Raw genomic sequence first — 23,664 nt, forward strand, 5'->3', positions numbered from 1 at the left:
GATGCCAGAGGGATCTCGGCAACATGTTGCATCGCCACCTCGCTTGATTTTTCTTTCCTCTCCGCCCGCGTAGCGGGGGGAAAGGGCAGGGTGAGGTGGGTGGTTCCGACAGCCCCGCTCTTTCCGCAGAAAGCCCCCTCATCCGGCTCCGGCTAAGTCTCCGCTTCGCTTCGACTAAGCCTGCGCATCCTTCTCCCCCTGGTGGGGGAGAAGAAAGAGAGGCAGCATTTCACCCGACCCTACCGTAGTCGCGGCTTCGCCGCGCCGGAGACCGAGCAGAACCAGTCGACGATGGCAGAAAAGTCGTTGGCGCCATGACCGGCGGTGCGGGCCATGGTGAAGGCCTCGCGCGCCGCCGAAACCATGGGCAACGCCATCGTCTCCGCTTGCGCCGCCGCGATGATCAGCGACAGATCCTTATGCGCCAGGTCGATGGAGAAGCCGGGCGCGGTGTCGCCCGCCAGGACCTTGCCGGGCCAGTTGAGCTTGAGCTGCCCGTTGGTGGCCGTGGTCCCATGGATGACCTCGAGTGTCTTGGCGAGGTCGAGGCCGAGGCGTTGCGACAGGGCCAGGGCTTCCGCATTGAGCTGGCAACCGGCGACGGCCAGCAGATTATTGACCAGCTTGGTGCGGATGCCGCTGCCGACCGGCCCGCAATGATGGATCGTCGTGCCCATCGCCTGGAGCAGCGGCAGCACGCGTTTGAAATCCGCTTCCGTGCCGCCCACCATGAACAGCGATTCGCCGCGGTCGGCATGGCTCGCCAGACGGCCGACCGGCGCATCGACGAAGGCCAGCCCCCGCTTCGCCGCCTCGGCCGCGAGCTTGTCGGTGGTGCGCGGCTCGATGGTGCTCATATCCATGACGAGCTGGCCGGGACGGGCATGGGCGAAGATGCCGTCCGGGCCGGCGGCGATGGCGTCGACCTCGATGCCGCTGGGCAGCATGGTGACGATCACGTCGCTGCCCTCGACCACGCCCGGCACGCCGTTGGCCGGCTTGGCACCCACCTCCACCAGTGCCCGCACCGCGGCGGGGTTGATGTCGTAGACGGCGAGGGGGAAGCCCTTGCGCACGAGATTGCCGGCCATCGGGCGTCCCATGCGGCCCAGCCCTACGAAACCGATCCGCTCCATCGAAAGCTCCCTCCAGATCGTCGATCCTCGCTCCTGGCGGCGGCGAGGGTTCGCGCCCAGGCTAGCCCAGATGCGGAAGATTATCGCGGGTCCCGTCGTTGCTGGAGTCCTCGTCCAGGCCCGCTGCGGCCTTGCGGGAAAAGCCAAGACGGTACATTTTGCCCCCGCAACACCGGTTCAGCCGGGAACTCTCTTTTTCAGGGGACAACAGCATGCTTGCCTACATCATGGTTGGGACCAACAACGTGAAGCGCGCCGCCAAATTCTACGATGCCGCGCTGGCGCCGCTCGGGCTCGTTCAGACGGGTATGGACACCCGCTATGTCGGCTACGGACCGAAGAACGCGCCGGCGAAGTCGCAGTTCTATGTGACCAAGCCCTACAACAAGAAGACGGCGACGTTCGGCAATGGCACGATGATCGCGCTCGCGGCGAAGTCGAAGAAAGCGGTCGACGGGTTCTACGCGGCGGCCCTTGCGAATGGCGGCACGAACGAAGGCAAGCCGGGCCCCCGCCCTGCCGATGGAACCAACTACACGGCCTATGTCCGCGATCTGGACGGCAACAAGATCTGCGCCTACTGCGCCAAGGCGAAGTAGGACGATCGAGAGGCTCGACTATCGCACGGGCGGCTTCTTTTCCCGCAGCCACTGCAGCACGCCATGCCCGGCAGCGACACCCGTCGCCATGCAGCCCTGCAGGAGATAGCCGCCCGTGGGTGCTTCCCAGTCCAGCATCTCGCCGGCGGCGAAGAGGCCGGGCCGGCGGCGCAGCATCAGCCGCTCGTCCAGCTCCGAGCGGGCGATGCCGCCGGCCGTGGAGATCGCGCGCGCCAATCCGAAGGGTGCGGTCAGCCGCAGGGGGAGCGCCTTGATCAGCGCCGCCAACGGTTTGGTTTCACCGGCATGGAGCGCCTCCTGCACCAGGCCGACCGCGACCGGCGGCAGGCCGGCGCGTTTGCGCAGGAAGGTGGAAAGCGAGGCGCTGCCGCGCGATCCGAGCCGTTCGGTGAGCGCCGCGATCGTCACGTCCGGGCGCAAGTCGATATGGAGCAGGGCCGATCCCTCGCGTGAGATCGCGTCACGCAGGGATGCTGCCAACGCATAGACGGCGCCGCCCTCGATCCCCTTCGCGGTGATCATAGCCTCACCCGCGACGGTCAGACCGGCGAAGGCGAGGGCAATCCGCTTCAGCGGCGTGCCGGCATAGCGGCCGCGAAAGGGTGCTGACCACTCGACCGCGAAGCCGCAGTTTGCCGGCCGCAGCGGTGCGATTTCGACATCGGGCAACAGGGCCATCCAGCTTCCATCCGCACCCAGCCGGGGCCAGGAAGCGCCGCCCAGGGCGAGAACGACCGCATCCGCGGCAAAGCGGGTGTCGTCCGCGAAGGTCAGCGCACCGGCCGCGTTCCAACCCGTCCATTGCGTGCGGGTGACGATGCGAACGCCCAGCCCTTCCAACCGACGGACCCAGGCGCGCAGCAAGGGGCTTGCCTTCATCGCCTTGGGAAAGACCCGCCCACTGCTGCCGATGAAGGTCGGTTGTCCCAGCGTCTCGCACCAGTCGATCAGGGCCTTCGGAGGGAAAGCCGCCAGAAGCGGGGTCATCCAGGTTGCCGCCTCGCCATAACGCGCACGGAAACGACCGACAGGCTCGGAATGGGTGAGGTTCAGGCCGCCGCGTCCCGCCATCAGAAGCTTGCGCCCGACATTGGGCATCCGCTCGAACAGGGTCACGGCCAGGCCTGCGCGGGCGATGACCTCGGCGACCATCAGGCCGGCAGGGCCGCCACCGATCACGGCGACGCGATAATCTTTGAGGGCGAGATTGTCCACGCCCCCTTATGCATCGGCGTGGGCCGTGTCATCAACCCGGCGATCCGCGCGGCCTGCGCGTCAGGCGAGGCTGAGGCTCCAGAGCGAGTCCTCGTCCTTGCGGCAGACCTCCAGCTCCAACAGTGTGGCGCAGTCGGGGCAGGAGAACTCCCGCAGCTCGAGCTCGCGATGGGTCCGGACATGAGGGCCGCAGGCGCTGGCCGGCACTTTCCGCATCGCGGCCTTCGGTTTCCAGTCTTCCGAGGTTGGACCCAGATCGGCGCCGCAGGCGCAATGGAAATGGCGGTCCTCGCCGATTCGCATCTCGGCGCTCGCATCGTTGCGGGGCTGCGGGGCGGCTGTCTTCGGCTTTCTGCCGCCAAAGCGCTCGCGCCGGATGGCGTCGCGTTTTGCTTCGGTCGCGGCCAGGTCGATTTCGGCCGATTTGCCGGACGCCACCACGCCATAAAGCGCCGCGGCGCTTTCGACCGTGACATGGCCGTCGCGGATGTCCTGCGCCACGCGCGACGGAGCGCGCAGCAGGGGATCGCCATAACCGCCGCCGCCCTGGAAGGTGTAGCAGAAGACGTCGCCCTGGCCGATGCGGAAGCCGCCGGGCTTGGCGCCCAGATCCTCGACATCGCCGTCCGCCATCACCTGGCCCGCATTCCAATAACGGTCTATGAGCGCGCCCACGCTCTGGTTGCTGCGCTTCAGGAGATGATAGGCGCAGGCGCCCGGCAGCCCGCCATAGAGGCCGGTCGAGTTCGGGACTTCGACCCCATGGCCAATCACCATCGCGTCCAGCCCCTCGACGTCATGCGCCACCAGAGCCAGGCCGGTCGAGCCGCCGCCGCGCATCCGCCCCGGGCCTGCCGTGTCCGGCACGAAAGAACGGAACAGATAGAGGATCGGCCCCGACGCTTCATTGGCCTCGACATTGGCGATGGCGGGACGCGGCACATCATAGTCGCCCGAGCCGTCGAGCCCGTCCTTGTCGATCGAGGCGCCGCCGCCGCCGGCCATGGAATCGAGCAGCAGGGTGCCATAGGCCTCGCCATTGCGATTGAGGCCAGCCAAGGTCAGCACCGACATCTGTCCCTTGGTGACGGCCTGCGCCTCGCGCACCATGTCGGGCGCGCAGCTGACCATGCGCGAGAGGGCGGCGACCGCGACATTCATCACGATCCAGACCGCGCAGACCGTGGCGCCCGAGACCGGCGCCGGCCATTTGGCGTTGCAGAGTGTGCCTTCGGGCGCATGGATGGTGACGGGCCGCAGCACGCCCTCGTTCCAGCGGATGTCGGGCGCCAGGATCGGCAGCAGGCCGGTGAGGAGCGCGCCCTTCATGCCGGACCAGGTGCAGTTGATGAAACCCGGCGCCTGCTCCGAGGTGCCCTCGAGATCGAACTCGAGCGTGTCGCCCCTCTTGTGGATGGCGAGGCAGACCCGGTAGAGCGCGTTGGTATGGCCGTCATGGTCGATATAGTCGCGGGCGCGGTAGACACCGTCCGGAATCTTTCGTAAGCGCTCGCGCATGCGCCGCTCCGAGGCGTCGATCTCGGCGTTCATGACGGAGTCGACCGTCTCCATGCCATAGCGATCGAACAGCTCGGTCAGGCGCTGGATGGCGACGTGGTTCGCCGCGATCATGCCCTTGAGGTCGAGACCCAGATAGTTCGGCAGCCGGGTCATGCTCATGATCATCTGCCACAGATCTTCGCGCAGCTTCCCGCCGTCGATCAGCTTGAGGCCGGTCAGCAGCATCGCTTCCTGCTGCACCTCGGTGGCGCGATAGGCCCAACTGCCGAAGCTCATGCCGCCGACGTCTAGCTGATGGGCGCAGGAGCCGGCCCAGCCGCAATGCCGGCCCTGATAGAAGAAGGGCGCCACGATCGAGACATCGGGCTGGTGGATCGCGCCTTTGTAGGGATCGTTGAGGATGAACATGTCGCCCTCGCGAATCTCGCCGCGCGGCTCGAAATCTTTGATGATGTTGCGGATCACCGTCGACATGGTGCCGGTGTGGAAGATCACCTGCGGGCCCATGGTCACGATCGAGCCGTCGGCCAGATAGAGGCCGTTGTTGAAGTCGGTCGCCTCGGTCACCACTGGCGAGCCCGACACCCGCTTCAGGGTGATGGCCTGCTCCTCGGTGATCGCCTGGAGCTTGTGGCGGATCACCTCGAAGGTGATGGGATCGATGCGGGATGTGTTGTCGGCTTTGAGGACGGTCGCGGCAGTCATCGCTGCACCTCCGCAAGATCGATGGAGAGATTGCCGGTCGAATCGATCAGCGCCGTCTGCCGGACGCCGACATAGACCGTCGTCTCGGGATGCTCGATCACCGCCGGTCCGTCGATCTGGTGACCGACCGGCAGATCGAGCCATTGCCAGACCGGCACCTTGATCTTCGTGCCGACACTGGGCTCGAAGACCAGACGCGAGCCCGGTACCGGCGCATGACGCGCGCCCACCCATTGCGGCGCCGGCGCCATGTTATGGCCGGTCGCCTGCATGCGAAAGGTGCCGAGCTCGACGCCGGCATCGCTGAAGCCGGAGCCGCGGCCATAAAGCCCCTCATAATCGGCCTCGAAGCGCTCGACCGCTTTCCGCACGGCGGCGGCATCCACCGGACCGTCCGGGAAGTTCACGATCAGATCGTGGGTCTGGCGGCGATAGCGCATATCGACGGTCCGCACCACGCTCGCATGCTCGCGCGCGAGGCCGGTGCGTTCCATGCCGGCGATGCAGCGCGCCTCGAGATCGGCGAAGATCTCGGCGACCTGTTCGACATCGATCCCTTCCCAGGGCCGGCGGCCGCTGCCGCCGCCGCGCATGAGCTGCGAGCGCTCGCTCGAATGATGGATGTCGGAGGCCAGCGCCCCATAGGCCGAATGCGCCATGCTGGTGGCGGGAATGAGGATGCGGCTGGCGCCCAGCTCGGCGCCATAGCCGGCGCAATGGGCGGGGCCGGCGCCGCCATAGGCGAAGATCACGAAATCCCGCGGATCGAAGCCGCACCCGATCGAGACCTCGCGCAGCGTGTCGGCCATATGGCCGTTCACGATCCGCACGATGCCGGCGGCCGCCTCCTCGATGCCGAGACCGAGCGGCTCGGCGATCTGGGTTCGGATCGCCTCGCGCGCCGCTTCGAGGTCGAGCTTCATCCGCCCGCCCAGGAAATTGTCGGGCGAGATGATGCCGAGCACGACGTCGGCATCGGTCACGGTCGCCTGCGTGCCACCGCGGCCATAGCAGACGGGGCCGGGTCGCGCGCCGGCACTTTCGGGGCCGACGCGCAAGAGCCCGTCCTCCACCCGCGCGATCGAGCCACCGCCGGCACCCACGGCCAGGATATCGATCATCGGCGTATTCAGGTGATAGCCGCCGGCCTCGTGGCTGGCGGAGACCAGCGGCTTGCCATCGACGATGAGCGAGACGTCGAAGCTGGTGCCGCCCATGTCGGTGGTAATGACGTTGCGATGGCCCAAGGCCTTCGCGAGCTGCAGCGATCCCAGCACGCCGCCGGCCGGGCCGCTGGCGATCAGCAGCACCGGCTTGCGGGCCGCTTCCGAGGCCGGCATCACGCCGCCCGCGCTGTTGAGGATGTAGAACTTGCCGCGGAAACCGTTGTCGCGCAGCACCATTTCAACGCGATCGAGATAGGACACCACCTTGAGGGCGAGATAGCTGTTGAGCGCCGTGGTGGCGGTCCGCTCATACTCGCCGATGATCGGCGAGACCTCGGAGGAGAGGCTCACATAGGCCTTCGGGTGCAGCTCCCGGATCATCTCGCCGATCGCCTGCTCGTGGGCGGGATTGCGGAAGGCCCAGAGCAGGGCGACGGCGAAGGTCTCGACGCCGGCCGCGATCAGTTCCTCGACCGCCGCCCGCGCCGCGCCGCGGTCGAGCGCCAACAGCACGCGGCCTGCGTGATCAACGCGCTCGGGCACCTCGCGGCGAAGCGCGATCGGCACGATCGGGTCGGGATAGCGCCGCCGGCTGTACCAGCCCAGCTGGTCCACGGGAACACCCGCGGAAAACCCAAGCAGCCGCTGCAGGCCGATCGTGTCGATGAAGCCGCGCGTGGTGATGAGGCCGGTGCGGGCGCCCGTCCGCTCGATCAGCGCGTTGGTCGCCTGGGTCGTGCCGTGGCCGAAGATCTTGACCCTCGACAGCAGCTCGCCGACCGACATCGACCGGCTCTGCGCCGCCAGCGAAACGGCGTTCAGCACGCCGGTCTCGAGCTCGCCCGGCGTGCTCAGCGCCTTGGCGGTGCTGAGGGTGCCAGCCTCATCCATCATGACGAGGTCGGTGAAGGTGCCGCCGATATCGACGCCCAGATACATCGCGGCCCCTAGCTCACGCCGTCGGCGTCGGTTTCGGCGCGCACCGGGTTGCGCAGGATGCCGATGCGCTCGACCTCGATCTCGACCACATCGCCGGGCTTGAGCCAGATCGGCGGCTTCCTCGTGAAGCCCACGCCCTGCGGCGTGCCGGTCGCGATGATGTCGCCCGGCGCCAGCGGCGTGAAGGACGAGATATAGGCGACGATCGCGGGGATATCGAAGATGAGGTCGCTGGTATTGCCGTTCTGCAGCTCGACGCCGTTGAGCCGGGTGCGGAGATTGAGCTTGCCCGGCTCCGGAATCTCGTCGGCGGTCACGATCCAGGGCCCGCAGGGGCCGGTCGCGATGAAATTCTTGCCGGCATCGAGCGAGTGCTTGAGCTGGAAGTCGCGCACCGAGGCGTCATGGAAACAGGTATAGCCGGCGATGTAGTCGAAGGCCTTGGCCGCCGGCACATGGCGGCCGGCGCGGCCGATGACGAGGGCGAGCTCGGTCTCGTAATCGAGGTCCGACGAGACGCGGGGCACGATGATGGCGCCGCCATGCCCGACCAGCGTGTTCGCCAGCCTTACGAAAAGCGAGGGATACTCGGGGATCTTCAGGCCCGCTTCCAGCACATGCTCGCGATAATTATTGCCGAAGCAGATGATTTTCTCCGGATCGGGAATCGGCGGCAGCAAGGCCACGGCGTTGAGCGCGACATCGGGCTTTGCCGTCCGGGCCACAGAGGCGATCCGGTCTTGCGCAGCCGCCGCAAGCGCGCTGCGCAGGGTCGGCAGGTCGGCCAAGCGCCGGGCCATGTCGACGATCCCGCCTTCGACAACGACGCCCCAGGAGGGACGTCCCGCATGGATATAGCTCGCCAGCTTCACGATTCCGCTTCCTTCAGTCTGCTCATCTCCGCGTCGGGTCCTCGGATCAGAGACGGAATGTCAGCAATCCGCCATCGATATTGATCACCTGGCCGATGCTGTAGGGCAATGCGCCGGTGGCGAGGCTGGCGACCGCCTTGCCGACCTCGTCGGTCGTGCCCCAGCGCCGGATGGGGGTCAGTCCTTCCCCCATCATCTTGCTATAACGCTCATGCACTGGCCCCGACATCTGGGTCGTGATCAGGCCGGGACGGATCTCGAAGACCGGGATCCCATGCTCGGCCAGCCGGACGGCGAAAAGCTGGGCCGCCATGGAGGCGGCCGATTTGGAGATGCAATAGGCGGCCTTCTCCGGGGACACCATCAGGGCATTGGCCGAGGTGATGGTGACGATGGAGCGGCCGGGACGGTCGGGGCTGTCGGCGATCATGCGCCGCGCCACCACCTGGGTCAGGAAGAAGGTGCCGCGCAGATTGATCCGCCAGAGCCCGTCCAGCTCCTCGGGCGTGGTCTCGAGGATGTCGCCGCGGCGCTGCGCGATCATCCCGGCATTGTTGACCAGGCAATCCAGCCGCCCGAACTCGCGATAGATCTCGTCGAGCAGCCCGCCATGGCCCTCGATCTCGGTGATATCGCCGAGGAGGAAGCGCGAGCGGACCCCCCGGTCGGCCAGGCCGCGCAGGGTGGTCTCGGCGTCGGCATCCCGCTCCAGGTCGTTGAGAACGACATCGAATCCGGCTTCCGCCAGGGCGAAGGCCGAGGCGCGGCCGATGCCGCGCCGGGAACCGGTGATGAAGGCCACTCTGCGTCCGTCCAAGGGCGATTCCCCTCAGGGTGACCTCCGGTCCGGAGGCCTTTGCAATCGATTGCATAGAAAGCCGGCGGCACTGTCAAGCTTGACGGGGGAAAGCGGCGATGGCTAAGCAAGGGCATGCCCAAGCCCAGGAAACGCGGACAGAAACCGGATCCCGGCGCGATCCGCCTCAGCGACGTGGCGCGGCGCGTCGGCTGCTCGACCTCGACCGTGTCGCGCGCCCTCACCATGCCGGCGGTGGTGAACGAGGAGGTGCGGACGCGCATCCATGCCGCGATCGCCGAGCTGGGCTATCTGCGCAACAACGCCGCCGGCGCCTTGCGCACGCGCCGCACCCGGACCATCGGCGCCGTCATCCCGACCCTGGATCACGCGATCTATGCGCGCCTCGTCGAGACCATGCAGAACGCCGCCGGCGAGAACGGCTATTCGCTGCTGGTGACCACCTCGAATTTCGAGGTCGAGCGCGAATGGCGCCAGGCCCGGCTGCTGGTGGAGCGGGGTGCCGAGGGGCTGGTGCTGGTCGGCCATACCCACGCGCCCGAGCTCACGGCTCTGCTCGCCGCCAAGCAGATCCCCTTCATCAACACCTACACCTATCGGCCGAAGAGCGCCCAATCCTCGGTCGGCTTCGATAACCGCGCCGCATCGGCACAAATCGCGCAATATCTCTATGAGCTCGGTCACCGGCAGTTCGGCCTGATCGTCGGCTTCCGCAAGAACAACGATCGCGTGAAGGACCGGATCGACGGCGTGGTCGAGACGCTGGCGGCCCATGGCGTCGAGGTTCAGGACGCTGCGATCGTCGAGGAGCCCTACAGCATCGAAGGCGGGCGCGGCGGTTTGCGCCGTCTTCTCGAGGGCACGCCCAAGCCAACGGCCGTGATCTGCGGCAGCGACGTCCTCGCTTTCGGCGCCGTTATCGAATGCGACGAGCGCGGGATCGCGATCCCGCGCCAGCTCTCGATCGCCGGTTTCGACGATCTGGATTTCGCGGCCCATCTGCGGCCGGCGCTCACCACCGTCCGGGTTCCGGCCGCCGAGATGGGCAAGCGCGCGGCGGAATATCTGATGGCGCGGCTCGACGGCAAGCCCCATGCCGCGCATTACCCGCTCGATACCAGCCTCATTCTGCGCCAATCGACGGCGCCGCCGCGCGCGGCGCGTTCCGCGTCGGATGTGCCGGCGGGAAAAAAGAGGCCTGCGCGGAGCGGCAAGAACAACGCCGGCCGAAGCCGTCGCAAGGCCGTTTGAGCAATCGATTGCAGAGTCGGCCTGGAGCATGATACGCAAAACCATCGGAGAGACCGGAAATGGCCGACCGTTTCATCCTCGCTGACGATCCGATCGCGCTCCCCAAGGGCGCCTGGGCCAAGACCGAGCGGCGCACGCTGCGGCGCGGGTCCCAGCCGGTCTTCAGCCTGACTCAGGGCCGTCACCGGCCCTACCTCTTCCCCGTCTATACGCCGCTGGGCTTCGCGGTCACGTCGGAATGCCCGGCCGATCATCCGCATCACAACTCCTTCTGGATCGCCTCGGACCATGTCGATTGCTGGATGCCGGCCGCGGCAGGCCGCAAGGAGCAGTACACCTACAATTTCTATGTCGACGAGACCTTCCAGGGACGGGCACCGGGCCGGATCCTGCAAACCAGCGCCAGCGGTGCGGAAACGCCAGGCGGCGGCTATCGCATCACCCAGTCGATGGAATGGCGCGGGCCGGTGGAATGGGCGGCGCCCGAGGGACGCTTGGCGGCGCGCGAGCAGCGGCTGCTCGATCTGAAAATGATCGAGGGTGCCTACATCATCGACGTCGAATCGCGGCTTTCGGCCGCCGAATGGGATCTGTCGCTGGGGCCGACGCGCCACGCCTATTTCAATCTGCGGGTCTCCGAATCGATCGCCGTCACCTCCGGCGGAAGGGTGCGGGACGATCGCGGCGGCAGCGGCGGCGAGGCGGTCAGCGGCAGCGGCGCGCGCTGGGTGCATTACAACGGTCCGGTCGGCGGCGGAAACTGGGCGGGCGTGGCGCTCTTCCCCGATCCGCGCGATCACCGCGATCCCTACTGGTTCGTGGCCGATTGGGGCGTCATCACGGTCGGCCCCTTCCGTCTCGAGAAGCGCGACATCAAGCAGGGCGAAACGATGTCGCTGCGCTATCGCGTGTTGCTGCATGACGGCGACCTGCCGCCCGACGCGATCGCCGCGCATTACGCAACCTATCTCGCCGGCTTGCGCTGACCGGAGCGGCCGCCATGCGCAGATCGGGCGGCCCGCGCATCGAGATGATCGGAACGCCGATCGCCCATGTTCGCACGCCGGATCTGCTCAACGGCCTCTTCCAGCGCGACGGCGAGGCGCCGCGCGTCGTCAAGAAGCGGCTGGGCCCGGCGGCGCTGGGCGATCATGTCCGGGCGCTGCGCCAGGATCGCGGCGTCATCGGGCTGGTGGTGACGACGCCCCTCAAGACCGCGATCTGCGATCATCTCGACCGCCGCACGAAGCTCGTGGCGCTGGTCGGCACCGCCAATTGCGTGCGCTTCGATGAGGGCGCCTGGATCGGCGCCAATTTCGACGGGCTGGGATTCGAGGCGGCGCTGACAGAGGCGGGAGTATCGCTGGCTGGCAAACATGTTCTCCTCGCCGGATGTGGTGGCGCCGGCAAGGCGATCGCCGCGCGGGTGGTGGGCGCCCAGGCCGCGGCGCTCGCCATCGAGGACAATGAAGCCGGGAAAGCGGCGGGTTTCCTGCGGCGGCTGCGCCGGATCGCGAAGGGTTGCGAGCTGAGCGCCTGCGCTGACGAGGGGCAGGGTTACCAGATCCTGGTGAACGCGACGACATTGGGAATGCGGCAAGGCGATGCGTCGCCCTTTGCTCCCGAGACGGTCGCGCGTAGCGAGACCGTGGTCGATATCGTGATCGCAGACTCGCCATCATGCCTGCAGCGCGATGTGCGCAAGCTTCGCAAGCGCTTCATCGGCGGCACCGCCATGGTGCAGGGACAGGTCGAGCTGTTCCGGCGGTTCCTGACGACAGCCGCTGCGAGTGAGACCGCGGTGGCGCGGGCGGTAGAACGGAGCCAACGGCGATGAGGGACTTCTCGCGCGATCATCGCTGGATGTCGATTAACACCATCACGCTCGACCGGCAGGGCGATCTGCCGGCGATCTTCGAGGCTTGCGCGCGCCATCGGGTCGCGGCGGTCTGTCCCTGGCGCCATCAGGTCCATCAGGCCGGGCTCGAACGCGCGGCAAAGCTCCTGCGCGATGCGGGATTGAATCTCTCCGGCTATTGCCGCGGCGGCATGATGGTGGCGGACAAGGCCCACCGGCAGTCGGCGCGGGACGACAACCGCCGCGCGGTGGAAGAGGCGGTGACGCTGGGGGCACCCAGCCTCGTGCTGGTCGTGGGCGGGCTGCCGCAATTCTCGCGGCCCGGCAGCGCGCCCAGCAAGGACATCGCCGCCGCGCGTGACATGGTCGCCGAGGAGATCGCGCATCTGCTGGAGTTCGCGTTGCCTGCGAAGATGCCGCTCGCCATCGAGCCGCTTCATCCGATGCATGCCGCCGAGCGCGGCTGCATCAACACGCTGCGCCAGGCGCTCGATCTCTGCGATCGCCTCGATCCGGCGCGCGACCGGGGGCTCGGCGTCGCCGTCGACGTCTATCACTGCTGGTGGGACCCGGAGCTGGCCACGCAGATCGCGCGCGCGGGTGCCGCGCGGCTGATGGCCTTCCATGTCTGCGACTGGCTGGTCCCGACCACGCACCTCCTGACCGATCGCGGGATGATGGGCGACGGCATCGTCGACATCGCGCTCATTCGCGGCTGGATGGAAGCCGCCGGCTATGGCGGCCATGCGGAGGTCGAGATCTTCTCCGAGCGCTGGTGGCGCGAGCCGATGGACAAGGTCCTCGAGACCTGCGTCGAGCGGCACAAGCGCGTGGTCTGAGCGGGCAAGCGACCGGTCTACTTCGTCATCAGCGCGTCGTCGATCTCATTCGCGCGCAACGCTGCCGGGCGCTGGCTGATCCGTTCCCAATAGCGCTCGAAGGCCGGCCGCTTCTCGACCGTGCCGAACCGGAGGCCAAAGCCGATCTGGGCGCCGACATAGACATCGGCGGCGGTGAAACGATCGCCGGCGATATAGTTGCCACCGGAAACAGCCAGCTCCAGCGCCGACATCACCCTGGCGAAGGAACCGTAGCCCGTCATTCGTTCGCGTTCCGGCGGCACTTCGAAGCCCAGGGCCTTGTTGGACACGGCCGCTTCGACGGGACCGGCTGCGAAGAACATCCACCGATAATAGGGAGCGCGCGCAAGATCGCCCGGCGGCGGTGCCAGTCGTGCCTCAGGGAAGACGTCGGCGAGATAGGCGCAGATGGCGGCGCATTCTGTCACCACGGTGTCGCCATGACGGATCGCCGGGACCTTGCCCATGGGATTGATGGCGAGATAGGCCGGTGCCTTCATGGTCGTGCCGTAGTCGAGAATCTCCGTGCGGTAGGGCCGACCGACCTCTTCCAACATCCAGCGGACGATGCGGCCGCGCGACATGGGGTTTGTGTAGAAGACGAGCTCGTCGGCCATGGCGGACAATCTCCTTCAGGCTAGCCCTTGAGGATCGAGCCCAGCACGCCGCGCAGGATCTGACGGCCGAGCGAGCTGCCGATCTGGCGCACGGCGGATTTGGCCATCGCCTCGGCCAGACCCTGGCGGCGGCCGTCGCCGAGGATGATCTTCTCGACCGTGCTCTTTTCCTGCCGCTGCGGCGCTGGTGCCGGCGATGGCGCGGGAGCATTGCCCCACGGGCCCGATGTCGGGGTCCGGGTTTTGACATCGCCCGGCCGCCGCCAGCTGCCGCTGGGTGCGGCCGCAGGCTGGGCGCGGTCGCGCAAAGTTTCGAAGGCGGAGGCGCGGTCGACCGTCTGCTCGTAATGGCCCTTGACCGGACTGGCGGCGATGATCGCCCGGCGCTCGTCCGGCGTGATCGCGCCGAGGCGCGAGCAGGGCGGCAGCACGAAGGCGCGATCGACCATTGCCGGAATGCCGCCGGCCTCGAGGAAGGAGATCAGCGCCTCGCCGACGCCGAGCTCCATGATGACGGTCGCGGTGTCGAGCTTGGGATTCTGCCGGAAGGTCTGGGCCGCCGCCTTGACCGCCTTCTGGTCGCGCGGGGTGAAGGCGCGCAAGGCATGCTGGACGCGGTTGCCGAGCTGGCCCAGCACCGTATCCGGCACATCGAGCGGATTCTGCGTCACGAAGAAGACGCCGACTCCTTTGGAGCGCACCAGCCGCACCACCTGCTCGACCTTCTCGAGGAGCGCCTTGGGCGCGTCGTTGAAGAGCAGATGCGCCTCGTCGAAGAAGAACACCAGCTTCGGGATCTCGGGATCGCCCATCTCGGGCAGGTTCTCGAACAGCTCCGACAACAGCCATAGCAGGAAGGTCGCGTAGAGCCGCGGCGTCTGCATCAACTTGTCGGCAGCCAGGATGTTGATGGCGCCGGTGCCGCTGGGGTCGGTCAGCATCAGGTCGGCCAGCTCCAAAGCCGGCTCGCCGAAGAACTTGTCGCCGGCCTGGCTTTCGAGCTGCAGCAGGCCGCGCTGGATGGTTCCGACCGTCGCCGCGCTGACATTGCCGTAGGTCGTCGTCAGCTCCTTGGCGTTGCTGGCGACGAAGGTCATCATCGCCTGCAGATCCTTGAGATCGAGCAGCAGCAGGCCCTGATCGTCGGCGACCTTGAAGACGAGATTGAGGACGCCGGTTTGCACCTCGTTCAGATCGAGCAGGCGGCCCAGCAGCAGGGGGCCCAGGTCCGACACGGTGGCGCGCACCGGATGGCCCTGCTCGCCGAAGAGATCCCAGAAGATGACCGGAAAGGCGCGGAAGGCGTGATCGGCAATCTCGAGCTTGGTCAAGCGGTCCTGGAGCTTCGGATTCATGGCGCCCGCCTGGCTCAAGCCCGCGAGATCGCCCTTCACATCCGCCATGAAGACCGGCACGCCGCGCGCGGCCAGACCCTCGGCGATGACCTGCAGGGTCACGGTCTTGCCGGTGCCGGTGGCGCCGGTGATCAGGCCGTGGCGGTTGGCATAGCGCGGCAGCAACTCGCGCGGCGCATCGCCCTTGGCGACGAGAATGCCGGAACTGTCGGGCATGGTGACACTTCGCGCCTCTGTGGGGGCTCGGCGAGAGGGCCGAGCCAGAGCCCGTTATCCCTTCGGGCTCTCGCCGGTGTCAAGCGGCGGGGAGAGCGGTGATCGAGAGGATTTGGAGAGATCGAGCAGAACCCCTCCCCCTCCCGCAAGGGGAGGGGGCTAGAAAATAAGAGTCACCTTGCTTTCGAAATGGAGCGGAGCTGGAAAACACAAACCACGCCCCCTCCCCTTGTGGGAGGGGGTAGGGGGAGGGGTTGCATCAGGATAGAGCGACGACGTCGATCATGAGTCGCGCTCGACGCTCAAAACCAGAGCGACGCGATCCCGTCACGATCTCGCGTCCCGGGGCATCTCGACGGCGTGGCGGATCAGCCAGTTGGCGAACATGCCGACGACGGGCTCCAGATGGGAGAGGCGGCCGGGCGAATACTGGTCGGTCTCCAGGCCCTGCTGCTGCAGCTCGAGCACGACGAGATCCTCCTTCATGGAGACATCCCAGCGCTGCTCATAGGCGGCGAATTTCTCCGCGAAATCCTTCCGCGCCACGGTGGAGCGGGGGAAGCACATGTTCATCGCCACGCGCGTCCGCGACGGACCTTCGGGATAGATTTCGAAGAACCACATGCAGTCGATGGTGCAGGCATAGGCGAAGCTCGGATAGAAGAAGAGATAGCGCGTGCCGGCGGCGGCCTTGCCGACCAGCCCCTCGATCGGCGGCAAGGCCAGATGCTGCTCGCCCGTGAGCAGCGCGCTGGTGCCCTGATGCGGATTGAAGATGGTGGCGAAATCGCCGTTGAGGCGCTCCAGCGGCTCCGGTGCCGTATAGGTGCCGGCGATCGAGCTCTTATGCACCGCCTTCAGATGATAGTCCTCCATGAAGACTTCGATGAAGAGCTTCCAGTTGCAGGCGACGGTGAAGACCTTCTGCCGGGCGCAGGTCATGTCGCTCATCTTGTAGGAGGCGACGAGCCCGTCCATGTCGCCCATCGCCTCTTCGAGGCTGGGGCCGCCGGGAATCAGGCGCGCGAAGATGAATCCGTTCCAGAGCGAGACCTCATAGGCCTGCAGGCCGTAATCGCTTTTGCGGAAGCCCTCGGTCTGCTCCATCGCGGGCGCGCCGCGCAGCATGCCGTCCAGGCCGTAGCCCCAGTGATGGAACGGGCAGAGGATGACGTTGGTATTACCGCTGCCCGTCAGCAGCAGCGTGCCCCGGTGGCGGCAGACATTGTCGAGGAGGTTGATCTTGTTTTCGGATGCGCGCACCAGGATCAGCTTCTTGCCGCAGAACTCGAAAGCGCGATAGTCGCCGACCCGCGGTAGCGTGTCCTCGCGGCCGATGCAGATCCAGTTCCTGCTGAAGACCCGCTCGATCTCGCGGCGATAGAATTCCTCGCTGGTGTAGCACCAGCCCGGGAGCGGCTCGGCCTGCAAAGGCGGGCGCAGCACCTTGGCATAAAGCTTCGGATCGAACATCGACCGGGCTTCGGGGTTCATGGTAGCGGTGCTCCCTCTCTCGGATGATCGCTGGCGCAGACGGATTCTAGGACGCAAACAGATGGAGATCGGCTGGGCGCCAAGCCGCATAGGCCTCGGCGCCGACCTCGAACGGTACGACCGGCGCGCCGCTGAAGGATTCGCGAATCGCCAGAGTCTGGCCCCAGCCGGTGACCACGCTGTAATGCAGGCTCTCGCCGAGGAAGGTGATCTCGCGGACGCGGACCTTGATGGCGCAGCCCTCGCCGGTGTCGGCCGCGCTGGCGCAAAGCCGCACGCGTTCGGGGCGGATCATGAGCGAGACCGAGGTGCCGGTGCCCGCCGGCCGCGGCTTGCGGACCACCCAGAGGCCGCCATCGGGCAGCCGCACCGCGGTGCCGTCGCTTCCATTTCCTTCGACGGTACCGGCGATGAAGTTCGAATTGCCGATGAAGCCGGCGACGAAGGCGGTGCTGGGCGCGTGATAGAGATCGAGGCCGGTGCCGACCTGCTCGATGCGGCCATGGCTGAAGACCGCGATGCGGTCGCTGAGGCGCAAGGCCTCTTCCTGGTCATGGGTGACATAGAGGACGGTCACGCCGGTTTCCTGATGGATGCGGCGGATCTCGCCCTGGATCTCCTCGCGCAGCCGCTTGTCGAGCGCAGCCAGCGGCTCGTCCATCAAGAGGAAGCGCGGGCGATAGACGAGGGCGCGGGCGAGCGCCACGCGCTGTTGCTGCCCGCCCGAGAGCTGGCTGGGCTTGCGCTCCGCATAGCTCTCGAGGCGGACCAGGCGCAGCACGTCGCCGACCGCTTTCTGGATCTCCACCTTCGGCCGATGGCGCACCGACAGGGGGAAGGCGACATTCTCATAGACATTGAGATGGGGAAACAGCGTGTAGCGCTGGAACACCATGCCGATATTGCGCTTGTGCGGCGGCACGCCGAGCACCGACTGGCCGTCGATCAGCACATCGCCGCTGGTCGCATCCTCGAAGCCGGCGACGATGAAGAGGGTCGTGGTCTTGCCCGAGCCCGAGGAGCCGAGGAAGGTCAGGAACTCGCCCTCGCCGACCTCGAGCGAAATGCCGTCCACGGCCGTGGTCGTGCCGAACTGCTTGACCAGGTTGCGGAGGCTGACGATTCCCGGGGCCGACGCCGTCATCATGCTGTCCCGCGGCCGCTCATCGCATGATGAAGGGATCGCCCATCGGCTTGGTCGCCGTGTCGATCCACACGGTCTTGGTCCGTGTGTAGTCGAGCAGCGAATCCTGGCCCGCCTCGCGGCCCGAGCCGCTCGATTTGTAGCCGCCGAAGGGGGCGAGCGGCGAGCTCGCGCGATAGGTGTTGATCCAGACGATGCCGGCACGAAGCTGGCGCATGACGCGCAAGGAACGGCCGCTGTTGCGGGTGAAGATGCCGGCCGCCAGGCCGAACTCGGTGTCGTTGGCCGCCGCGATGGCTGCCGCCTCGTCCTTGAAACGGAAGGCGCTCAAGACCGGCCCGAACAGCTCCTGGCGCGCGGAGGGCACGTCCGGATCGGGGCAGGTGAGGATGGTCGGTTCGTAGAACCAGCCGCGCGGATGGGCCGCCGGGCGCGCGCCGCCCGTCACCAGGGTGGCGCCTTCCTTGACCGAGGCCGCCACCACGCGCTCGATGTTGGTGCGCTGCGCCTCGGTCGCCAGCGGTCCCATCTCGCTGGTCTCGTCCAGCGGATTGCCGACGCGGATGCGCTTGGCGCGGTCCGCCACGCGGCCGATGACCTCGTCGAAGACCTCCGATTGGATATAGACGCGGCTGCCGGCGACGCAGCTCTGCCCCGTGGCGCCGAAATTGCCGGCGAGGATGCTGTTGACGGCGCTGTCGAGATCCGCGTCCTCGAAGACCAGGATCGGCGACTTGCCGCCCAGCTCCAGCGAGACCACGCCGAAATTCTCCGCGCTGTTGCGGACGATGTGGCGCGCGGTCGAAGGGCCGCCGGTGAAGGCGATGCGCGCCACCAGCGGGTGGCGCGTCAGGGCCTGGCCGCAAGGATCGCCGAGACCGGTGATCACATTGACCACGCCTGGCGGGATCTCGGCCTCGGCGCAGAGGCGCGCCAGCTCCAGGAGCGGCACCGGGCCATGCTCCGAAGCCTTGATCACGATCGCATTGCCGGTCGCGAGCGCGGGCCCCAGCTTGACCGCCGTCAGCATCAGCTGCGAGTTCCAGGGAACGATGGCGGCCACGACGCCGATCGGCTCGCGCACCGTCATGACGAAGAGGTCGGGCTTGTCGATCGGCAGCGTGGTGCCTTCGAGCTTGTCGGCGGCGCCGGCGAAGTAGTTCAGATATTCGGCGGTATAGCGCGTCTGGCTGCGCGTCTCGCGGATGAGCTTGCCGGTGTCGGTCGTTTCCAGCTTGGCCAGCGCATCGGCCTGCGCGGCCAGAAGGTCCGCGAGCCGACGCAGCTTCTTGCCGCGCTCGGTGGCGGTCATGCGGGCCCAGGGGCCCTCGGTCATGGCGCGGTGCGCGGCCCTGACGGCGTCGTCGACATCGCTGGCACCCGCTTCCGGGAACGAGGCCCAGACCTCGCCGGTCGCCGGATTGATGCTGGTGAGCCGGCGGCCATCCTTCGCATCGACCCATTTGCCGTCGATGAACATCGAGTATTTGACGATCTCGGTCATGCTCTCGTTATCCCTGCTACCGGGCGCCCGGCGCTGGGGCGTCCAGGAACTCGTGGATGATATCGGCCATGCGGTCCGGGGCCTCGATCGGCGTCATATGGCGCTGGCCCGGCAGCAACTGCAACCGGGCGCGGGGCAGCCGCGCGGTCAGGCGGGCCGCCATGTCCGCGGTCGAGCGCCGATCCTCCATGCCCGTGATCACCAGGGTCGGCGCCTGGATCTTGTCGACCTGAGGGGCGAGTTCCGCGTCGGCCGTGGCAAAGACGGTATAGGCGGCGATATAGGCAGGCTGGTCGTTCGTCATCATACGCTGGCGGATGGGCTCGATCATCTGGGGCCGGGCGAGGACGAAGGCGGGGCTGAACCAGCGTTCGATCGCGGCCTCGACGCCCGAGGCATATTCCCCCGACTTCGCGCCGGCGACGCGCGCCATGACGGCGCGGCGTTCCTCGGGATTGCGATCATAGACCGTGTTGACCAGGACCAGGCGGTTCACCAGCGCCGGATGCTCGAGCGCGAAACCCTGGGCCACGAGCCCGCCCATCGAGAAGCCCAGGAGATCGAAGGAAGGAAGCGCCAGATCCTCCGCCAGCCGGCGGAGCTGGCGGACGAAATCCGCCAGCGCATAAGGTCCCGCCGGCTTCTCGCTTTCGCCATGGCCCTGCATGTCATAGGCGATGACGCGGCGATGGCGCGCGAGATGGGTCGCCAGCGGCGTCCACATCTCCAGATCGGCGCCCACGCCGTGGATCAGGACGATCGGCGGGCCTTCACCGACAATGCGAAATCGGGTACCGCGCGGGCTGCCCTCGCGCAGCGTCATGCGCCCTTGCCCTCTTCCGCCATTTCTTTCATGTCGATATAGCGGTTGCCGATGCGCGCATGGGCGCGTCCGCCGGTGGCCGCACCCAGCGCCACCACGATCTCGTCGGGGCCGGGCGCGTCGCCGATGGTGAACTCCACCGTCAGGTAATGCGAGCGCAGGCCTTCATCCAGCTTGTGCATCATCGGGATGGCGATGGCGCAGCTGGGGCCGCCGCGCTTGTTGGTGAAGCTCAGATAGGATTTGCCGCCGACGGCCTCGCGGAAGATGTTGCCGAAGCGCAGGGTGTGGATCAGCGCCGAGGCATGCTCGACCTCGCCGCTGCTCCCCACCACGGCCGCCTTGCCATAGGCCTCGACATGGGCGGGCCCGCCGCAGGCCTCGAGGATCTCGCGCACCAGCATCTCGGCCAGGCCGGGCGCGATCGCCAGGATCTCGGGGCGCAGATTCTCGACGAAACCGCGGCCGGCCCAGGGATTCTGCAGCACGACCGCCGCCGCCACCATGCGCGCCGGCTTCGCGGCCTCCTTGCCGCCCTCGATCAGGATGTCCTCGCTGTAGCGGACCAGCTTGCGAACGCGGTGGGACAAGGCGGTCATCTCCTTCTGGAAAACGGCCGAAGCCGGGCCTGATGGCGTCCGGCCCGGGATCTATCATAATATGGTATCCATAATACAATCGTAGGGTCACCGCGCCAAGCGCAAAGGCCGGGATCGATCATCGGCCGCGCTTCCGCTGCAGGATCATCACCGCGACCAGGATCAAAAGGGTGAGGCCGATCAGCAGGGTCGAGACGGCGGCGATGACGGGCGAAAGGTCGTTGCGCAGCGTGTTCCACATCCGCACCGGCAAGGTCTGCATCTCGGGGCTCGCCATGAAGATGCCGACCACCACCTCGTCCCAGGAGGCGAGGAAGGAGAAGAGCCCGCCGGCGAAGATCCCCATGCGGATCGAGGGCAGCGTGATGCGCCAGATCGCCTGGGCCGGCGAGGCGCCGCAGATCACCGCCGCCTTCTCGATCGATTCGTCGAAGCTCTCGAGCGCGTTGCTGATGCAGATGATCGAGAAGGGCAGTGCGATCACCAGATGGCCGGCGACGAAGCCGATGAAGGTTCCGCTGAGGCCGATGCGGAGGAAGAGCCCGTAGAGCGCGATCGCGAGGATGATCAGGGGCACGATCATCGGCCCGATGAAGAAGGCGCGCAGCAGCTCGCGGCCCCGGAAGCGGCCGCGGACCAGCGCGAAGGAGGCGGGCAGGCCCAGCGCGATCGATGCCGCCATGACGGCGAGCCCGACCCGGATGCTGAGCAGGATGGCGTCGATCCAGCGCGGATCGGCAAAGAGCTCCTGATACCATTGCAGGGTCCAGCCGGGCGGCGGAAAGGCCAGCCAGCGCGAGGCGCCGAAGGAAAGAGCTGCGATGAAGAGGATCGGCAGCAGCAGGAAGGTCATGACCAGGAGACCGATCGCGTAGAGACCGAATCTCCCGGGGCCCATGCGGTTGAGGGAAAGCAGCATGGCGGCGCCCTATTTCAACTGGCCGAAGCCGACCGAGCGCACATAGAGCGCATAGAGCACCAGGGTCACCGACAGCAGGATGAAGGCGGCGGCGCTGCCGAGGCCCCAGTTCAGCAGCGTCTGGACCTGCACGCCGATCAGCTCGGCCAGCATCATGTTGGAGGTGCCGCCCAGCATCGCGGGCGTGACGTAGTAGCCCAGCGCCATGACGAAGACCATCAGGCCGCCGGCATAGATGCCCGGCAGCGACAGCGGCAGCAGCACGCGGAAGAAGACCTGCGAGGGCCGGGCGCCCGAGATCGCGGCCACCTGCATGATGGCGGGATCGAGCGTCGCGAGGCGCGTCTGCAGCGGAAACACCACGAAGGGCAGCATGATGTAGGTCATGCCGATGGTGACGCCGATGAGATTGTTGACCAGCGGGATCGGATGGTCGGTCACGCCGATCGCCATCAGCGCGCGGTTGATCACGCCGGTGCGCTGCAGCAGCACGAGCCAGGCATAGGTGCGGGCGACCAGGTTGGTCCACATCGAGAGCAGCAGGATGGCGAAGAGCCAGCGCGAGACGCGGCTGGGCAGGATCACCAGCAGCCAGGCGACCGGATAGCCCAGCAGAAGCGAGACGACCGTGACGATGCCCGCGACCATGAAGGTATTGAAGAGGACGCGCGCGTAGGTCTCATCCGTCAAGAGCTCGACATAATTGCCGAGTCCGGGCACCGGGTCGGTGACACTGCGCAGCAGCAGGACGGAGAGGGGGACGACGAAGAGGAAGAACAGGAAGAAGAAGGCCGGCAGCGCATGGCGTCCACCGGGGCGCGATGGACGGCGGCTGGCGCCCGCGCGCGCCGTCAGCAGCTCGGCTGAGGCTCCCTGTTGCATATCCGCGTAAGGCTTTCCGGTCCGAGTCCGAAGGCGGCAGCCGGTCCCATGGCCGGCTGCCCCCCGGGCGGCGATCAGTTACTTAGCCTGCCATTCGTACCAGCGCTTGTTGATCGCATCGAGATTCTCTTTCCAATAGTCGAGATCGATGACGATCTGCGAGTCCGTGTGGCTCGAGGGCAAGGCCGGGAGCACATCCGCCGGGATGAGCGGCATGGACAGGGTGTTCACCGGGCCATAGGCCGTCAGCGAGGAATGCGTCGCCTGGCCTTGCGCGCTCACGACCTGGGCGATGAGCTTCATCGCCTCGGCCTTGTGCTTGGAACCCTTCGGGATCACGACATAGTCGGCGGTGACCAGATTCTCCTTCCAGCTCACCGCGACCGGCGCGCCCGATTTCTCGAGCAGATGCGCACGCCCATTCCATAGCATGCCCATCGAAGCCTCGCCGGAAGCGACCTGCTGCTGCGACTGCGCCGCCGTATCCCACCAGACGATGTCCTTCTTGATGGAATCGAATTTTTTGAAGGCGCGGTCGATATCGAGCGGGTAGAGCCTGTCGGGCGGGACGCCGTCGGCCAGCAGGGCCGCTTCCAGCATGCCCGGCGCCAGCCATTTCGTGACCGCGCGGCTGCCCGGATAAGTCTTGGTGTCGAAGAACGCCGCCCACCCCTCGGGGGCCTTATCGCCCAGCACGCTTTTGTTGTAGGCGAGTACCCACGACCAGGTCAGGCTGCCGACGCCGTGATCGAACACGAAGTTCGGATCGAGATCTTTCTTGTCGATGACGCTGAAATCGAGCGGCTCCAGCAGGCCTTCGGCGGCGGCCTTGTAGGCGAAGGCGCCCTCGACGTCGACGACGTCCCAGGAGACATTGCCGCTCTCGACCATGGCTTTGAACTTGCCGTAGTCGGTGGGGCTGTCCTGCAGGACCTTCACGCCGGTGGCGGCCTGGTAGGGGTCGGCCCAGGCCTTCTTCATGGCGTCCTGGCCTTCGCCGCCCCAGCCCGTGAAGGTGACCGTATCCTCCGCTCTTGCCGTGGCGAGCCCGCCCGCCGACACGATCAGCAGCGCGGCCGCGCCGAACAGTAATGCTCCGGTTCGTCTTATGGTCGACATCTCAAACTCCTGACGTTTCCCCTGTGAATGGT

At 67.0% G+C, this 23,664-nt stretch carries 21 protein-coding genes; 5 read left to right on the forward strand and 16 right to left on the reverse strand.

All coding sequences use genetic code 11. The features are described from left to right. Positions 1-239: 239 nt before the first annotated feature. Positions 240-1,136 (reverse strand): NAD(P)-dependent oxidoreductase, encoded by an 897-nt coding sequence (locus ACREE8_RS22510; protein ID WP_431575259.1) that lies wholly within the window; start codon positions 1,134-1,136, stop codon positions 240-242. Between the two features lie 212 nt (positions 1,137-1,348). Between ACREE8_RS22510 and ACREE8_RS22515 the strand changes: the two genes are divergently transcribed. Next, the gene (locus ACREE8_RS22515) at positions 1,349-1,735 is read left to right on the forward strand and encodes a VOC family protein (protein ID WP_431575260.1); all 387 of its coding nucleotides are present in this window, start codon (positions 1,349-1,351) and stop codon (positions 1,733-1,735) included. Between the two features lie 18 nt (positions 1,736-1,753). Here ACREE8_RS22515 and ACREE8_RS22520 read toward each other — a convergent pair whose 3' ends face one another. The 5 genes from ACREE8_RS22520 to ACREE8_RS22540 are packed head-to-tail and all read right to left on the reverse strand — an operon-like array spanning position 1,754 to position 8,991. After that, the gene (locus tag ACREE8_RS22520) at positions 1,754-2,971 is read right to left on the reverse strand and encodes an NAD(P)/FAD-dependent oxidoreductase (protein WP_431575261.1); all 1,218 of its coding nucleotides are present in this window, start codon (positions 2,969-2,971) and stop codon (positions 1,754-1,756) included. Positions 2,972-3,031: 60 nt separating this feature from the next. Further along, the gene (locus ACREE8_RS22525) at positions 3,032-5,197 is read right to left on the reverse strand and encodes a hydantoinase B/oxoprolinase family protein (protein ID WP_431575262.1); all 2,166 of its coding nucleotides are present in this window, start codon (positions 5,195-5,197) and stop codon (positions 3,032-3,034) included. Continuing rightward, a complete protein-coding gene (locus ACREE8_RS22530; protein ID WP_431575263.1) occupies positions 5,194-7,302 on the reverse strand; it encodes a hydantoinase/oxoprolinase family protein in 2,109 nt (702 codons plus the stop codon). Before ACREE8_RS22530 ends, ACREE8_RS22525 begins: the two co-directional genes overlap by 4 nt. Positions 7,303-7,310: 8 nt before the next feature. Continuing rightward, positions 7,311-8,174 carry a fumarylacetoacetate hydrolase family protein gene (locus tag ACREE8_RS22535; protein ID WP_431575264.1) on the reverse strand — a complete coding sequence of 288 codons (864 nt, stop codon included), beginning with the start codon at positions 8,172-8,174 and terminating at the stop codon, positions 7,311-7,313. A gap of 46 nt (positions 8,175-8,220) precedes the next feature. After that, positions 8,221-8,991 (reverse strand): 3-ketoacyl-ACP reductase, encoded by a 771-nt coding sequence (locus ACREE8_RS22540; RefSeq protein ID WP_431575265.1) that lies wholly within the window; start codon positions 8,989-8,991, stop codon positions 8,221-8,223. Between the two features lie 114 nt (positions 8,992-9,105). Here ACREE8_RS22540 and ACREE8_RS22545 point away from each other — a divergent pair, with 114 nt between their 5' ends. The 4 genes from ACREE8_RS22545 to ACREE8_RS22560 are packed head-to-tail and all read left to right on the forward strand — an operon-like array spanning position 9,106 to position 12,939. Next, on the forward strand, positions 9,106-10,242 hold the full coding sequence (locus tag ACREE8_RS22545; RefSeq protein ID WP_431575266.1) for a LacI family DNA-binding transcriptional regulator: 1,137 nt from the start codon (positions 9,106-9,108) through the stop codon (positions 10,240-10,242). A gap of 59 nt (positions 10,243-10,301) precedes the next feature. After that, positions 10,302-11,228, forward strand: a complete 927-nt coding sequence (locus ACREE8_RS22550; protein ID WP_431575267.1) for a DUF6807 family protein — start codon at positions 10,302-10,304, stop codon at positions 11,226-11,228. Positions 11,229-11,242: 14 nt separating this feature from the next. Then, positions 11,243-12,079: a shikimate dehydrogenase family protein gene (locus ACREE8_RS22555; protein ID WP_431575268.1), complete on the forward strand. Its 837-nt coding sequence runs from the start codon at positions 11,243-11,245 to the stop codon at positions 12,077-12,079. Between the two features lie 26 nt (positions 12,080-12,105). Further along, a complete protein-coding gene (locus ACREE8_RS22560) occupies positions 12,106-12,939 on the forward strand; it encodes a sugar phosphate isomerase/epimerase family protein (RefSeq protein ID WP_431575269.1) in 834 nt (277 codons plus the stop codon). Positions 12,940-12,956: 17 nt separating this feature from the next. Here ACREE8_RS22560 and ACREE8_RS22565 read toward each other — a convergent pair whose 3' ends face one another. The 10 genes from ACREE8_RS22565 to ACREE8_RS22610 all read right to left on the reverse strand — a co-directional run bounded on the left by ACREE8_RS22565 (position 12,957) and on the right by ACREE8_RS22610 (position 23,632). Then, the gene (locus ACREE8_RS22565; RefSeq protein ID WP_431575270.1) at positions 12,957-13,577 is read right to left on the reverse strand and encodes a glutathione S-transferase family protein; all 621 of its coding nucleotides are present in this window, start codon (positions 13,575-13,577) and stop codon (positions 12,957-12,959) included. Positions 13,578-13,597: 20 nt separating this feature from the next. Further along, positions 13,598-15,148 (reverse strand): helicase HerA-like domain-containing protein, encoded by a 1,551-nt coding sequence (locus ACREE8_RS22570; protein WP_431575271.1) that lies wholly within the window; start codon positions 15,146-15,148, stop codon positions 13,598-13,600. A 327-nt stretch (positions 15,149-15,475) separates the two neighbouring features. Continuing rightward, entirely contained in the window at positions 15,476-16,642 is a 1,167-nt protein-coding gene (locus ACREE8_RS22575; protein ID WP_431575272.1) for an aromatic ring-hydroxylating oxygenase subunit alpha, read from the reverse strand. Positions 16,643-16,688: 46 nt separating this feature from the next. Then, positions 16,689-17,789: an ABC transporter ATP-binding protein gene (locus ACREE8_RS22580; RefSeq protein ID WP_431575273.1), complete on the reverse strand. Its 1,101-nt coding sequence runs from the start codon at positions 17,787-17,789 to the stop codon at positions 16,689-16,691. A 16-nt stretch (positions 17,790-17,805) separates the two neighbouring features. Then, a complete protein-coding gene (locus ACREE8_RS22585; protein WP_431575274.1) occupies positions 17,806-19,290 on the reverse strand; it encodes an aldehyde dehydrogenase in 1,485 nt (494 codons plus the stop codon). A gap of 16 nt (positions 19,291-19,306) precedes the next feature. Then, positions 19,307-20,113, reverse strand: coding sequence for an alpha/beta fold hydrolase (locus tag ACREE8_RS22590; RefSeq protein WP_431575275.1), 807 nt, complete (start codon positions 20,111-20,113; stop codon positions 19,307-19,309). After that, positions 20,110-20,703, reverse strand: a complete 594-nt coding sequence (locus ACREE8_RS22595) for an amino acid synthesis family protein (RefSeq protein ID WP_431575276.1) — start codon at positions 20,701-20,703, stop codon at positions 20,110-20,112. The genes ACREE8_RS22590 and ACREE8_RS22595 overlap by 4 nt, the downstream gene beginning before the upstream one ends. 127 nt (positions 20,704-20,830) lie before the next feature. Next, positions 20,831-21,631 (reverse strand): ABC transporter permease, encoded by an 801-nt coding sequence (locus ACREE8_RS22600; protein WP_431575277.1) that lies wholly within the window; start codon positions 21,629-21,631, stop codon positions 20,831-20,833. A gap of 9 nt (positions 21,632-21,640) precedes the next feature. Continuing rightward, positions 21,641-22,513 (reverse strand): ABC transporter permease, encoded by an 873-nt coding sequence (locus tag ACREE8_RS22605; RefSeq protein WP_431575278.1) that lies wholly within the window; start codon positions 22,511-22,513, stop codon positions 21,641-21,643. Positions 22,514-22,591: 78 nt separating this feature from the next. Next, positions 22,592-23,632: an ABC transporter substrate-binding protein gene (locus ACREE8_RS22610; protein ID WP_431575279.1), complete on the reverse strand. Its 1,041-nt coding sequence runs from the start codon at positions 23,630-23,632 to the stop codon at positions 22,592-22,594. Positions 23,633-23,664: the final 32 nt, after the last annotated feature.

Source organism: Hypericibacter sp., assembly GCF_050729195.1.
Classification (GTDB): Bacteria; Pseudomonadota; Alphaproteobacteria; order Dongiales; family Dongiaceae; genus Hypericibacter.